Raw genomic sequence first — 13,793 nt, 5'->3', positions numbered from 1 at the left:
CCCGTTTTACTGGAAACTAAGACAAGTGAATCACCCATTTTGGAACGAAAGTTCAAAACATCTAAGGAGGCCATATAATGACTAAATATATTTTCGTCACAGGAGGCGTTGTTTCCTCACTGGGCAAAGGGATTACAGCTGCATCGCTAGGTAGATTGCTTAAGAATCGTGGACTTAAAGTTACCATCCAAAAGTTCGATCCATACATTAACGTGGACCCGGGAACAATGAGTCCTTACCAACACGGTGAAGTATTCGTAACAGATGATGGCGCGGAAACGGATCTGGATCTAGGTCATTATGAGCGTTTTATTGATATTAACTTGTCTAAAAATTCCAATGTTACAACGGGTAAAGTTTACTCTTCCGTCATTACCAAAGAACGTCGCGGAGACTACTTGGGCGGAACTGTACAGGTTGTTCCACATATTACGAATGAAATTAAAGATCGTGTGTTCCGCGCTGGTCGTGAAGCACATTCTGATGTTGTTATCACAGAAATTGGTGGTACAGTAGGTGACATCGAGAGCTTGCCTTACCTTGAGGCGATTCGTCAAATTAAGAGTGATATCGGTCGTGAGAATGTCATGTATATTCACGTGACATTGATTCCTTATTTGAAAGCTGCTGGTGAGATCAAGACGAAGCCAACCCAACATAGTGTGAAAGAACTTCGTTCAATCGGTATTCAGCCGAACATTATCGTATGTCGTACAGAGAAAACATTGTCTGAAGATACGAAGAGCAAGCTTGCTTTGTTCTGTGATATTGATGCGAATGCAGTTATTGAAGCACGTGATGCTGAGACGTTGTATGAGATCCCAATGATGCTTCGTGAGCAAGGGATGGACGACATCGTACTGAATCATTTAAAAATGACAGCTCCAGCTCCTGATATGACAGACTGGATGAAGTTGATCGATGTAGTGAAGAACTTGAAGCACACGACAGAAATCGCAATCGTAGGTAAATACGTAGCGCTTCACGATGCTTATCTCAGTATCGTAGAATCTTTAAGCCATGCAGGATTTGATGCGAATACTTCAGTAAACATTCGCTGGGTGAATGCAGAAGAAGTGTATGATCACAATGTAGATGAATTGCTTGCTGGTGTTGATGGTATCCTTGTTCCTGGTGGATTCGGTGACCGTGGTATCGAAGGTAAAGTTTCTGCAATTCGTTATGCACGTGAGAAGAAGATTCCATTCTTCGGTATTTGCTTAGGTATGCAAGTTGCGGTGATTGAATACGCACGTAATATAGCTCGTTTAGAAGGAGCGAATTCTTCGGAAATCAATCCGACGACAGCATATCCGGTTATCGATTTGCTTCCAGAGCAGAAAGATATCGAGAATCTGGGAGGAACAATGCGCTTAGGACTATATCCTTGCAAATTGATCCCAGGTACAATTGCAGAGCAATGCTATAATGATGAGCTTGTGTACGAAAGACACCGTCACCGGTACGAATTCAACAATGAATACCGTGATGCGATTGAAGCAGCCGGTCTTACGATTTCCGGTACTTCTCCAGACGGACGCTTGGTTGAAATCGTTGAGCTTAAGGATCACCCTTGGTTCTTAGCGGTACAATTCCACCCAGAATTTATTTCTCGTCCGAACCGTCCGCAACCATTGTTCCGTGAATTCGTGAAAGCGGCACTTGCTCGCAAACAATAGTCATTTTTTACAATTGATCCAAACCTTTTTACATTTTTAGCAGGAATGTGGAAGTAAATGGCGAATAAAGTTGTTATAGAAAACGGTTTTGTTCGTTATTTGTTCCGAGGGGGTATTGGATTGAATAAGAAGCTATTGATCGTGGATGATCAGACTGGTATCAGAATCTTGCTAACGGAAGTATTTAACGCAGAAGGATATACGACATTTCAAGCCTCCAATGGCAGACTTGCGCTTGAGATTGTAAAGAAAGAAGCGCCTGATCTTGTTTTGCTTGACATGAAAATCCCAGGTATGGATGGACTCGATATTTTGCGGCATATTAAGCAGATGGATGAGTCGATTAAAGTCATTATGATGACGGCTTATGGTGAGCTTGATATGATTAAAGAGACGACAGAACTTGGCGTGCTCGAGCATTTTACGAAACCGTTCGATATTGATGAATTACGTATAGCCGTTAACAATCAGTTTTTAGCACCTAATGAACGTAGGTTTGGATAATAAAAAGATCCTAATTCCAATAAAGAATTAGGATCTTTTTTTATTCATATCATCGGCACTGAGAACCAATATCTGGTTTTTCAAGGGCTCGGTTATCTTTTATATCCACATGTGTTATAATATCACAGTGTGATGGAAGAGGGTAAACAATCTTAATTTCAATCACTTAACTAGGAGGAGTAGAAAACATGCCATTAGTTTCTATGAACGAGTTTTTGCCACAAGCAAAAGCGAACAAATTTGCAGTAGGTCAATTCAACATGAACAATTTGGAGTTCGCTCAAGCAATTACAGAAGCAGCGAAAGAATTGAATTCTCCATTCATCTTTGGTGTATCTGAGGGTGCGCTTAAGTACATGGGTATCGAATACACAGTTGCAATTGCAGAAGCGGCAGCTAAGCAATCTGGTTTGCCAATCGCGTTGCACCTAGATCATGGTTCAACTTTCGAAGTTGCAATGAAATGTATCCGTGCTGGTTTCAGTTCCGTTATGTTTGACGGTTCCCACCATTCCTTTGAGGATAACATCCGTTTGACGAAAGAAGTTGTTAAAGCTGCACACGCAATGGGCGTTTCCGTTGAGGGTGAGCTTGGAACAATCGGTGGCGTTGAAGATGATATCTCCGTTGATGCTGAACACGCAAGCCTTGCTAAGCCAGAAGAAGCAATCCGTTTCTACGAAGAAACAGGTGTTGACTGCCTAGCAATCGCTGTTGGTACTGCACACGGTATGTATGCAGGTGAGCCGAACATTCACTTTGACATCATCGAGAAAGTTGCGAGCGCGATTCCAGTTCCAATCGTACTTCACGGTGGTTCAGGCGTTCCAGACGAAATGCTTCGTAACTCTATTGCAGCTGGCGTTGGTAAAATCAACGTAAACACAGAGAACCAAGTTGCATTGACGCAAACAATTCGTGATGTATTGAATGCAGACGCTAAAGTGTATGATCCTCGTAAATACCTCGTACCTGCGCGCAAAGCAATGGTTGAAGTCGTTAAATCCAAAATCAAGATCTTCGGTAGTGAAAATCAAGCTTAATCGATTTTCGATTCTGCTTGTTTGAATAGCTCGTTTAGCACCTACAAAATATTGGGAAACACATCGATTCGATGCGTTTCCCTTTTATTAGGCATGCATTTCCCTAGTAGATTAAGTGATATTTTTATAGATTGTATAAAATGAAAAGTTGTTTGTGTGATGCAGCGCTTTAGGGGGAAATAGATTTAATGGACAAATTGATGATTGCTGGGGGACGTCCACTCCGCGGAACCGTCCGTATTAGCGGTGCGAAGAATAGTGCGATTGCACTTATTCCAGCTGCAGTATTAGCGGAGACGACGGTAACGCTGGATAACCTGCCGCAATTAAGCGACGTTTCCATTTATACTGAAATTCTAAGTGAACTTGGAGCGACGGTAACTTGGCAGAAGGATGAAATGGTGATTGATCCATCTGCGATGAAATCGGTTCCGTTGCCAAATGGAAATGTAAAAAAAATTAGAGCCTCCTATTATTTAATGGGAGCATTATTAGGGCGATTCGGAGAAGCAGTAATTGGTCTTCCTGGGGGTTGTAACTTCGAGCCACGTCCAATTGATCTGCATATTAAAGGCTTCGAAGCTTTAGGTGCAGTTGTAACGAATGAAAATGGCGCGCTACATATTAAAGCGAAGGAACTTCGCGGCGCGAAAATATATTTAGATATGGCTAGTGTAGGAGCAACGATTAATATTATGCTTGCTGCTTCCCGTGCTAAAGGTTCCACCATTATTGAGAATGCAGCTAAAGAGCCTGAGATTATCGATGTAGCTACTTTGCTGAATTCCATGGGTGCGAATATTAAAGGGGCAGGTACAGAAACCATTCGTATCGAAGGCGTAGATACGATGCATGGATGTCGTCATTCGATTATTCCTGACCGGATTCAAGCAGGAACGTACATGATTGCAGCAGCAGCAACACGCGGGGATGTGACGATTGATCAAATTATCCCGAAGCATATGGAAGCTATTACGGCTAAGCTGCAAGAAATGGGCGTTCAGGTGTACGAAATGGATGAGTCCATCCGAATCGTTGGACAACCTGAATATACACATGTTGATGTAAAAGCGCTTGTGTATCCAGGCTTTGCGACGGATTTGCAATCTCCAATGTGTTCCTTGCTTACGCAAGCGACTGGTGTGAGTGTATTAACGGATCATGTATATGGAAGCCGATTTAAGCATATTCCTGAATTATTAAGAATGGGTGCTAAAGCGAAGCTCGAAGGACGATCCGCCGTTATAGAAGGAACAACACTTAGCCCGGCTCGCGTTCATGCTACCGATTTACGTGCGGGTGCAGCGCTAGTTATTGCAGGGCTTACTGTACCGAGTGGCAGTGGAATAACAGAAGTAACAGGTGTGGAATATATTGATCGTGGTTATGATTATTTGGTTGAGAATTTGACTCTATTAGGTGCTGAAATTTGGCGCGAGAAAGTCGAAGAATAATCCATAAGCCGGATGAAGCGGAATAAAGCTCGTTTTGTCCGGTAACAATGAATAGTATTTCCTGAGAGTATTAGAATAGAAAATATAATAGTTTGGTGGTTGAATCCAGTATGGACATGCATCTAGCTGAGTTAGAGGCGCTGAAGCTGACGGAACTGTATGCGTTAGCGAAAAAATTTCAAATCCCGTATTACGGTCAAATGAAGAAAAAAGAACTAATATTCGCGATTTTGCGTGCACAAGCAGAACGTGGCGGTTTAATGTTTATGGAAGGTATTCTAGACATTTTACCAGAGGGCTTCGGCTTCCTAAGACCAATCAACTACTTGCCTAGTGCAGAAGATATTTATATTTCCGCATCGCAGATTCGGAAGTTTGATCTTCGATCAGGCGATTTAGTTTCAGGAAAATGTCGTCCACCTAAGGAGAATGAACGCTATTTTGGACTCCTGAATGTGCAAGCTGTTAATGGTGAAAAGCCAGAGACAGCGGCAGAACGACTCCATTTCCCAGCATTAACCCCACTTTACCCACAGACAAGAGTTACTTTAGAAACGACCCCTTCCGCACTTTCAACACGTATTATGGATATGCTTGCCCCAGTTGGTCTTGGTCAACGTGGTTTGATCGTCGCCCCTCCTAAAGCAGGTAAAACACTACTACTTAAAGAAATTGCGAATTCCATTTCTACTAATTATCCTGAAATTGAATTGTTCGTCCTGCTCATTGATGAGCGTCCAGAGGAAGTAACAGATATGCAGCGTTCGGTTAAAGGGGAAGTTGTTGCGTCTACTTTTGATGAGTTGCCGGAAAATCACATTAAAGTGGCAGAGCTTGTGATGGAGCGTGCTCAGCGTCTAGTGGAACATAAGAAAGATGTTGTCATTTTACTTGATAGTATTACAAGACTTGCTCGAGCATACAACCTTGTTGTACCTCCATCTGGTCGTACATTATCTGGTGGTGTGGACCCAGCAGCATTCCATCGCCCGAAGCGTTTCTTTGGTGCAGCGCGTAATATCGAAGAGGGTGGCTCTATTACGATACTCGCGACAGCGCTTGTTGAGACAGGTTCCCGTATGGACGATGTTATTTATGAAGAGTTTAAAGGTACAGGTAACTTAGAACTGCACTTGGATCGTAAACTTGCAGAACGCCGTGTGTTCCCAGCAATTGATATTCGTCGTTCGGGTACTAGACGTGAAGAGATTTTGCTTGGCAAAGAAGAGCTGGATAAAGTGTGGGCGCTTCGTAAAGCGATGAATGATTCCCATGAATATACGGAAAACTTCATTAAGAAGCTTGGTGAAACGAAGACGAATCAAGAATTCTTAGACAATATTCAGATGCCAACTAAAGGATCAAGTGCTCCCAAACCGAGCAGCCCTAAACCAAGTGGCGGAACTTCTTCTAGTGGGACAACGCCACGAAGCAGTAGAGAACCGCGTGAAGGTAAAGTGAAGAATTCGGCATCTTAAGAGTAAGAGGAGTAAAACGGATGAATTTGGTTTATGCAGATGAAAACGGACAAGTATTTGATGATCCGGATTATATAGGTCTTGCGCGTAGTGCAGACATGGTTGTTGAAATTATGGAAGACGAACTGATTCCACTACCTGAAGGTGCGACACTTGTGTCGCTTCCTCATACGAATGCAGTCGGTTTAAATCCAGAGACTGGACAGATGGAGCGACTTGAAGGTACGCAAGCTGTAGGTGCACTGTTACCGCAAGGCTTTACTCGGTTACTCATTCCAAGCTATGTGAAGACGGATAAGACTCAATTGTTCCCGCTCTTTGGCTATACGGCTGTCGTGTGGAAAGAAGATGGGTTCTACGTTGCAGCTCGCTGCACAGATGATCCAGAACCTTGGAACCCGCGTAACTGTGACGTGAATGAACTAGAGCTAAGTGTGAAGCGAATTCGCGAAGAGTATCCTGAGAATAAATTGTACGAGCACTTATCGAATTGTGCCTTAGAGTATGAATGCTTAACGGCATCCAATACATTCTTGAATCGTTGGGAAGGCGCAGTGCCTGTCTCTTATTCTTGTAATGCCGGTTGTTTCGGATGTATTTCCGAACAGCCAGACGATAGTGGTTTCCCAGCTCCACAGACACGCATGAACTTTAAGCCGTCTCAAGAAGATGTGGTACAAGTGATGATGGAACATTTGCGTACACCGCAAAGCATCATTTCATTTGGACAAGGCTGTGAAGGGGAACCTTCCACACAAGCTCCGCTAATCATTAAGGCGATTAAAGAAGTGCGTCAACGTACAAGTCAAGGATTCATTAACATCAATACGAATGCTGGTTTAACGGATCACATTCGCGGTATTGTAGATGCAGGACTTGATCTCATGCGTGTAAGTACGATTTCAGCGCTTGATGATCATTACAATGCGTACTATAAACCTCGGGCTTATAACTTGAAGAATGTTGAAAAGTCTATTCGTTATGCTACGGATCAAGGTGTTATTACGTCCATCAACTATTTGATATTCCCAGGTGTTACAGACCGCGAGGAAGAAGTGGAAGCGATGATCGAGTTTGTTCGTCGTTCGGGTATTAAACTCATTCAAATGCGTAATTTGAATATCGACCCAGAGAGCTATCTGAACTTGATTCCGAAGGCTCGTGGGGAGATGATCGGTATGAAGCAGATGATGGAGATTTATGCTGAAGAATTACCTGATGTGATCATGGGATCTTACACGCATACACCGGATTTCTTCCATAAAGTGACCGGCAAATAAGCTTGTTAAGCTCATTAAACTATGATATACTTTCAAAGTTAATTCCATTATTCTGGGTCGCAAAGATACCAGGGCGGAAAGAGGTGAACGTAATGAAAGAAGCAATTCATCCGAAATACCACGTAACTACTATGACTTGCGCATGTGGTAGCGTATTCGAAACAGGTTCCGTTAAGGAAAACCTTCGTGTTGAGATTTGTTCCGCTTGTCATCCATTCTACACTGGTAAGCAGAAGTTTATCGATGTGGGTGGCCGCGTTGATAAATTTAAAAAGAAATACGGCATCTAATTTTACAATCAAACCTTCCAATTGGGAGGTTTTTTCTTTTGTCCTAAGGTTGATATTTGCTGGACAATCGGCTATACTTATTTTTGCCGTGCTAGATGGGGAGGTAGCGGTGCCCTGTAACCCGCAGTCCGCTGTAGCGGGGTTGAATTCCTATTAGAGGGTATGTCGGTGGTTGGTCCGCCTTTTATAAGTGGTGTTGAGAGTTGGGTCCTCCGCAATGGGAACCTGTGAATCCGGTCAGGTCTGGAAGGAAGCAGCCGTAAGCAGGATCTCTCATGTGCCGGAGGGGTGCCTGACTTGAGCTAACTGTAAGAGAACGCTTCGGTCGCGTATTCAATAATAGGTGCACGGTTTACTTACTAAATAAAACGTCTATTCGAGAACTAAGTGAAAGCTTAGGGTTGGGATAGACGTTTTTTTGTACGTTTGGGAATGTTAGGAAGGAGAAAAGTCGCTCTAGAACGAACAGTATATGTAAATCGTGACCATTCGGCCCCGCTTATAAGGATGAGGTGATCTGAAGTGAATACTAATAACTCACCCGGTTTCATTACGTTTGGGGATTTAAGTCAATGTTGGAGTCTGGTTGCAAGTGCAGGCGTCATTCAAGTGGATGCGAATTATCTCTTTGTACGTTGTGATATTAATTTTGAATCGTTAACGGGATATGAGTCGATCAAGCTTCTTGGGATGCCGATTAGTGACATCGTTGTCTTAGAGTTGCCTTTACAAGAACTCTGCAGTTATGGCGCACAAGCATCCGAATTTGGCAGTCGAGCGATTCCTTACTACTTACGCATTCGGACATCGAAGGGAACGACTGTTGTTAAAGAGTGTAAAGTAATTAAGCTAGAAGGGGACCGGGGTGGATATATTCTCTTTCTTGAAGATGTAGAAGAGAATGTGAAGAATTTATTTGAGCGCTTCTCTGGTGCATTTTTAGAAGATGTGAATTTAGGGGTCCTACTCGTGGATACGGAGTTTACCCTTGTGGATATTAGCAATATGGCGTGTCAAATTCTTGGATTTAACAAAGATGCTGTTCTGGGTAAACCGATGAATGAAGTGTTCATGTCAGTGCCTATTGAGTATCGACTGGTTCAGTCCACCATATTAGATGGTGTTGTCGTTCGCAATCACGCAATGTCTTGGATGAACGATCAGAAGCGTTATGAGTTATTACTCGATTCGAATGTACTACGTGATAAGCGTGGAGCGATTGTCGGTGCATACGTTATTTTTAAAGATGTATCGAATTTAAGGTCACTCGAGCAACAGGTTGAACGCAGTGATCGACTTGCAATGATTGGACAGATTGCAGCAGGTGCTGCACATGAAATTCGTAACCCTCTGACTTCAATTAAGGGCTTCTTACAAGTGTTCCGTAAATCCTTCGATCAATTGGGACTGCACCGCGAACAAGAATATGTGGATATCATGCTAGATGAGATCAATCGTGTGAATGAGCTAGTGAATGAGTTTCTAAAGTTATCAAAGTCCAGAGATGCTAAATTTCAGAAAACGAACATTACAGGCGTGCTTCGGGGACTTATGCCGATTATTCAAAGTGAAGCTCTGCTGCATAATGTGCAATTATCCTATGAAACAGAGAATCGTTTGCCAGATGTGATTGCTGATCAGGAGATGCTTAAGCAAGTGTTCCTGAATATTTGTAAAAATGGCATTGAAGCCATGGTTGAAGGGGGAACATTAAGTATCACAGAGCGTGTCGATGTACAAGAACGCAATGTACGGGTAGAAATTCACGATACAGGTCCAGGTATTCCGCTGTATGTGATTGATAAGATCTTCGATCCCTTTTTCACGACAAAAGAAGAGGGAACGGGGCTAGGATTATCTGTATGCCAGCGTATTATTCATGATCTTGGTGGTCAGATTCGAGTGTCATCCAAGGGCTTTGGTACAACGTTTACCATTTGCATCCCTTACCCGTGACGCGGTTTCTTATAGGCCATTGATATAGTATAATAAGCTTTATTGACAATGAATTGCGAGGGACACTATGACGCATATCGCTTTATACCGAACATGGCGTTCGCAAACATTTGCCGAGGTGGTCGGACAAAAGCATATTACCCAAACGCTGCAAAACTCACTTCGTGATAATCGTTTTACACATGCTTATTTACTAAGTGGGCCGCGTGGTACAGGGAAGACGAGTACGGCTAAGATTTTGGCTAAGGCACTTAATTGTGAAAAAGGTCCAGCAGAAGAGCCGTGTAATGAATGCTCGGCATGTCGGCGAATGACTGAAGGAGCACTGATCGATGTTGTAGAAATCGATGCAGCTTCCAATCGTGGTGTTGATGAAATTCGTGATCTTCGGGATAAGGTGAAGTATGCACCGACTGAAGTTCGCTACAAAGTCTATATCATCGATGAAGTTCACATGTTGACCACGGAAGCTTTTAATGCGCTGCTCAAGACATTAGAAGAACCACCAGCGCATGTGATATTTATATTGGCAACAACCGAACCACACCGTATACCTGCAACGATTTTATCTCGTTGTCAGCGATTTGATTTCCGCAGAGTTCCGCTTGCTGAGCAGATCGGTCGCTTGCGATACGTTTGTGAGCAAGAGCAACTAGAGGTTGAAGAGGACGCTTTACATTATATTGCGAGACTTTCTGATGGTGGAATGCGGGATGCACTAAGCTTGCTTGATCAAGCTTCGTCGTTTAGTCTAGGCTCTATTACACTAGATGATGTACTAGCGATGACGGGTGGCTTGCCGACTGAAGGTTTTGAGCGCGTACTAAAAGCAGTGCATACTCAGAATATCGGAGAGGCGCTGCAACTGATTGATGGATTTATGCAAGCAGGCAAGAGTGCAGATAAGTGTACGGAAGGTTTAATGAACTTTATCCGTGATTTACTGCTCTTACGAATGATTCCAGATTCATCAGCGCTCACGGAGCGGGTATTTGATGGCGAGCGCTTGCGCGGAATTGCGACTCAATTTGCTCCAGATCACTTGATGCAAATGGTTGAAACACTCAATCATTATCATGGTGAGATGAAATATTCCGTTCAACCGCAGACACTGCTAGAAATCGCTGTGCTCCGCATGTGCGCAGCGGAAGGCACAGCTCAACCCGTGGCTTCACCTAGCGGGTCGCAACCCGCATCTTCCCCGCCCACCGGCGGTGAAGATGCGGGCGCGCTGGCCGGCCGCGTCCAGCGTCTGGAGGAGCAGCTGCAGCAGCTCCTCCAGAACGGCGGTGCCGCGCTTGGCGCCGGCACTAGTTCCGGCGCCCCTGCATCGCGGGCGCCAGGACGTCGCGCCCCATCCGGGTCGGGCGGGGCGGCATCGAGCGCGCGTTCGAGAGCACAGATCGAACGCTTCGTTAGCGGCGGCGATGAAGCTGCGCTACGCGCTGCAGCCTCCAAATGGGGGCAAATTCTCAGCGTCGTCAAAGAACGTAAAATTACCGTTCACGCATGGCTTGTAGATGGTGAGCCGGTAGCGTATCATGGAGATGCGCTGCTCGTTGTATTCCGAAGCGTCATGCACCGGGATACGACGGAGAAGCCAGATAATAAGTTGATGATCGAACAGGCAATGAGCGAAGTACTTGGCGAGAAAGTTACACTCGTAACCGCGATGACGAAGGATTGGACAGACGCCAAATCTTCAGCCGCACCTCCTGCCGAGGAAATGAAGCTTGAACAACAGGATGAACCAGGCGTAAACAAGGGTGAACCTGATCATGTGAGTGAAGCGCTCAAACTTTTTGGTGAAGATCTAGTCACGATCAAAGACGAGTAAGCACAAACTAAATGAAATACAACTAAAGGAGATATGAACCCATGAACAATATGAACCAAATGATGAAACAAGTGAAGAAAATGCAAGAGCAAATGATGAAGGCTCAAGAGCAATTGGGCACACAAGAAATCGAAGGTACAGCTGGTGGCGGCGTTGTAACTGTAACAGTTAACGGTCACAAGAAAGTTCTAGGCGTAACAATTAAGCCAGAAGCAGTAGATCCAGATGATGTTGAAATGCTACAAGACCTTGTTCTTTCTGCGGTTAATGATGCTCTAACAAAAGCAGAAGAGATTGGCGCAAAAGAAATGGGTAAATACACAGGCGGCATGAACATCCCAGGATTGTTCTAATACCGTATAAAGGAGTTACTCCCTTGTACTATCCGGAACCGATATCCAAATTAATTGATTCGTTCTCAAGATTGCCTGGCATCGGTCCGAAGACCGCAGGGCGCCTTGCCTTTCATGTTCTTCGGATGAAGGAAGAGGATGTCATGGAATTTGCCAAAGCTCTTGTGAATGTGAAACGCAATCTACACTACTGCTCCATCTGCTGCAACATTACCGATATTGACCCGTGCCGTGTCTGTCAGGACAAATCGCGCGACCAGTCAATCATCTGTGTGGTGCAGGAATCCAAGGACTTAGTTGCGATGGAGCGTACCAAGGAATATCACGGTTATTACCACGTTCTGCATGGTGCTATTTCTCCAATGGAGGGCATCGGCCCTGACCAGATTCATATTGCGGAGCTGCTCAAGCGTCTTTCTGATGAAGTGGTGCAGGAACTTATCCTAGCGACCAATCCGAACATTGAGGGTGAAGCAACGGCGATGTATTTGTCTCGACTTGTCAAAGGTTTCGGGATCAAAGTTACGCGAATTGCTCACGGCTTGCCAGTTGGCGGCGATTTGGAATATGCCGATGAAGTTACCTTGTCCAAAGCGATGGAAGGTAGACGCGAGCTATAGCCTAAATGAACTGCATATTAGTAATATCTCTTGGAGCCTTCGGGCTCTTTTTCTTTTTTGTAAAATAGTTCTTAAACCCATCGAAACCCTCATATACATGAAAACAGAGTGCATTTTGTTCCTAGACTGTGTAGATGGTAGGTGGATTTGATGGGGCGTATAGAGCCTAAGCATCAAGAACTTGAGAAGTTAGAAGAACTAGAGATGGATCAAGATTTATTGATGCTAGAATTTAAAAAATCACGTGAACAGCTGAAGCAAGCACATGAATACTTCAACTTTGCTCTAGATCATGATCAGATCGATCACGCAATCTTTATGCTCAATGCAGCCGAGAAGCGATTCGATATGCTGTACAAGCTGGCGAAAAAGATGCAAATATCGATTACTCAATTGCAGGAGGGGAATCAATCATGAAATGGTTGGCGTGGGGCGTTCTAGCCCTTTCCGCTTTTGGTCTGCTTTATCAGCTAGCAGCCAATCGTAAATTTGGACAAGTAGCAGCGAGATTCGGCTTGCAGCTCGTATTTGGTGCGTTCCTTCTGTACATGCTTAATGTGACGAGCGGTTATACGGGCTTTACACTACCTATTAATCTTGTAACCCTTGGTACAGTGGGGGTTCTAGGACTTCCGGGGGTTGCTTTGTTGGTGGGTTTAGACTGGATTGTGCTTTAAACTTCCATATGTATGATTTTTCCTGTTACAAACCTGTTGCATTGTGTTGCTAATTTTGATAAGATACTCCTTGTCACTACGGAACACGACAAAAAATGAGAATAACAAAAACGACTTTCGAAAAAAAAAGTTGAAAAAAAGTTATTGACATTAAGTATTCCAATATGATATGATATAAAAGTTATCGCCGGTAACACGGAAGACAGCGAAATGAAGAATTGTCCTTTGAAAACTGAACAACGAGTGAATGAATAGATGAGATTCTAACGAATCTCAAACAGTCAAAATCATTGCTTTCGAGCGATTGATTGAGACAAGCTAGTAAGTAAATTTTGAGCAATCAGCTCTTTAATGGAGAGTTTGATCCTGGCTCAGGACGAACGCTGGCGGCGTGCCTAATACATGCAAGTCGAGCGGAGTTATTCCTTCGGGGATAGCTTAGCGGCGGACGGGTGAGTAACACGTAGGCAACCTGCCTGTAAGACTGGGATAACTCACGGAAACGTGTGCTAATACCGGATAAATAACATTCTCGCATGAGAGAGTTAGGAAAGATGGAGCAATCTATCACTTACAGATGGGCCTGCGGCGCATTAGCTAGTTGGTGAGGTAATGGCTCACC

Annotated in this window: 13 protein-coding genes, 1 rRNA gene and 1 other RNA gene; all 15 read left to right on the top strand. The window is 44.0% G+C overall.

The genetic code is table 11. The features are described from left to right. Nucleotides 1–77: 77 nt before the first annotated feature. Nucleotides 78–1,679 (top strand): CTP synthase, encoded by a 1,602-nt coding sequence (gene pyrG, locus NV379_RS07825; RefSeq protein ID WP_258206750.1) that lies wholly within the window; start codon nt 78–80, stop codon nt 1,677–1,679. Nucleotides 1,680–1,799: 120 nt separating this feature from the next. Continuing rightward, nucleotides 1,800–2,183, top strand: coding sequence for a response regulator (locus NV379_RS07820; protein ID WP_258206749.1), 384 nt, complete (start codon nt 1,800–1,802; stop codon nt 2,181–2,183). 188 nt (nt 2,184–2,371) lie between these two features. Next, the gene (gene fba / locus NV379_RS07815; RefSeq protein WP_258206748.1) at nt 2,372–3,226 is read left to right on the top strand and encodes a class II fructose-1,6-bisphosphate aldolase; all 855 of its coding nucleotides are present in this window, start codon (nt 2,372–2,374) and stop codon (nt 3,224–3,226) included. 188 nt (nt 3,227–3,414) lie between these two features. Continuing rightward, complete coding sequence (murA, locus tag NV379_RS07810) at nt 3,415–4,680, top strand: UDP-N-acetylglucosamine 1-carboxyvinyltransferase (RefSeq protein ID WP_258206747.1); 1,266 nt, start codon at nt 3,415–3,417, stop codon at nt 4,678–4,680. A gap of 110 nt (nt 4,681–4,790) precedes the next feature. Then, the gene (rho, locus tag NV379_RS07805) at nt 4,791–6,158 is read left to right on the top strand and encodes a transcription termination factor Rho (protein ID WP_258206746.1); all 1,368 of its coding nucleotides are present in this window, start codon (nt 4,791–4,793) and stop codon (nt 6,156–6,158) included. Nucleotides 6,159–6,178: 20 nt separating this feature from the next. Further along, a complete protein-coding gene (locus tag NV379_RS07800; RefSeq protein WP_258206745.1) occupies nt 6,179–7,438 on the top strand; it encodes a radical SAM family protein in 1,260 nt (419 codons plus the stop codon). A gap of 92 nt (nt 7,439–7,530) precedes the next feature. Continuing rightward, nucleotides 7,531–7,728 carry a 50S ribosomal protein L31 gene (gene rpmE, locus NV379_RS07795; protein ID WP_258207169.1) on the top strand — a complete coding sequence of 66 codons (198 nt, stop codon included), beginning with the start codon at nt 7,531–7,533 and terminating at the stop codon, nt 7,726–7,728. An 86-nt stretch (nt 7,729–7,814) separates the two neighbouring features. After that, nucleotides 7,815–8,079, top strand: an RNA gene (ffs, locus tag NV379_RS07790) — signal recognition particle sRNA large type. A gap of 171 nt (nt 8,080–8,250) precedes the next feature. Beyond that, nucleotides 8,251–9,684 carry a PAS domain-containing sensor histidine kinase gene (locus tag NV379_RS07785; protein WP_258206744.1) on the top strand — a complete coding sequence of 478 codons (1,434 nt, stop codon included), beginning with the start codon at nt 8,251–8,253 and terminating at the stop codon, nt 9,682–9,684. Between the two features lie 67 nt (nt 9,685–9,751). Beyond that, nucleotides 9,752–11,521: a DNA polymerase III subunit gamma/tau gene (gene dnaX, locus NV379_RS07780; protein WP_258206743.1), complete on the top strand. Its 1,770-nt coding sequence runs from the start codon at nt 9,752–9,754 to the stop codon at nt 11,519–11,521. Between the two features lie 41 nt (nt 11,522–11,562). Continuing rightward, nucleotides 11,563–11,874, top strand: coding sequence for a YbaB/EbfC family nucleoid-associated protein (locus NV379_RS07775; RefSeq protein ID WP_258206742.1), 312 nt, complete (start codon nt 11,563–11,565; stop codon nt 11,872–11,874). Between the two features lie 23 nt (nt 11,875–11,897). Continuing rightward, nucleotides 11,898–12,494, top strand: coding sequence for a recombination mediator RecR (recR, locus tag NV379_RS07770; RefSeq protein WP_258206741.1), 597 nt, complete (start codon nt 11,898–11,900; stop codon nt 12,492–12,494). 150 nt (nt 12,495–12,644) lie between these two features. Further along, nucleotides 12,645–12,911: a DUF2508 family protein gene (locus NV379_RS07765; RefSeq protein ID WP_258206740.1), complete on the top strand. Its 267-nt coding sequence runs from the start codon at nt 12,645–12,647 to the stop codon at nt 12,909–12,911. Next, nucleotides 12,908–13,171 (top strand): pro-sigmaK processing inhibitor BofA family protein, encoded by a 264-nt coding sequence (locus NV379_RS07760; RefSeq protein WP_258206739.1) that lies wholly within the window; start codon nt 12,908–12,910, stop codon nt 13,169–13,171. The genes NV379_RS07765 and NV379_RS07760 overlap by 4 nt, the downstream gene beginning before the upstream one ends. A 348-nt stretch (nt 13,172–13,519) precedes the next feature. Then, nucleotides 13,520–13,793, top strand: a 16S ribosomal RNA gene (locus NV379_RS07755); the annotation flags it as partial.

The organism is Paenibacillus radicibacter, assembly GCF_024721995.1.
GTDB classification, from domain to species: domain Bacteria; phylum Bacillota; class Bacilli; order Paenibacillales; family NBRC-103111; genus Paenibacillus_AM; species Paenibacillus_AM radicibacter.
The sequence above is the reverse complement of the archived record's forward strand: the minus strand, read 5'-3'. Positions and strand labels throughout refer to the sequence as shown.

Excerpts from the sequence above, each read along its gene's own strand:
- rpmE (WP_258207169.1), top strand. The coding sequence starts at position 7,531 with ATGAAAGAAGCAATTCATCCGAAATACCACGTAACTACTATGACTTGC.
- NV379_RS07760 (WP_258206739.1), top strand. The coding sequence starts at position 12,908 with ATGAAATGGTTGGCGTGGGGCGTTCTAGCCCTTTCCGCTTTTGGTCTG.
- NV379_RS07800 (WP_258206745.1), top strand. The coding sequence starts at position 6,179 with ATGAATTTGGTTTATGCAGATGAAAACGGACAAGTATTTGATGATCCG.
- NV379_RS07765 (WP_258206740.1), top strand. The coding sequence starts at position 12,645 with ATGGGGCGTATAGAGCCTAAGCATCAAGAACTTGAGAAGTTAGAAGAA.
- murA (WP_258206747.1), top strand. The coding sequence starts at position 3,415 with ATGGACAAATTGATGATTGCTGGGGGACGTCCACTCCGCGGAACCGTC.
- fba (WP_258206748.1), top strand. The coding sequence starts at position 2,372 with ATGCCATTAGTTTCTATGAACGAGTTTTTGCCACAAGCAAAAGCGAAC.
- NV379_RS07775 (WP_258206742.1), top strand. The coding sequence starts at position 11,563 with ATGAACAATATGAACCAAATGATGAAACAAGTGAAGAAAATGCAAGAG.
- pyrG (WP_258206750.1), top strand. The coding sequence starts at position 78 with ATGACTAAATATATTTTCGTCACAGGAGGCGTTGTTTCCTCACTGGGC.
- rho (WP_258206746.1), top strand. The coding sequence starts at position 4,791 with ATGGACATGCATCTAGCTGAGTTAGAGGCGCTGAAGCTGACGGAACTG.
- dnaX (WP_258206743.1), top strand. The coding sequence starts at position 9,752 with ATGACGCATATCGCTTTATACCGAACATGGCGTTCGCAAACATTTGCC.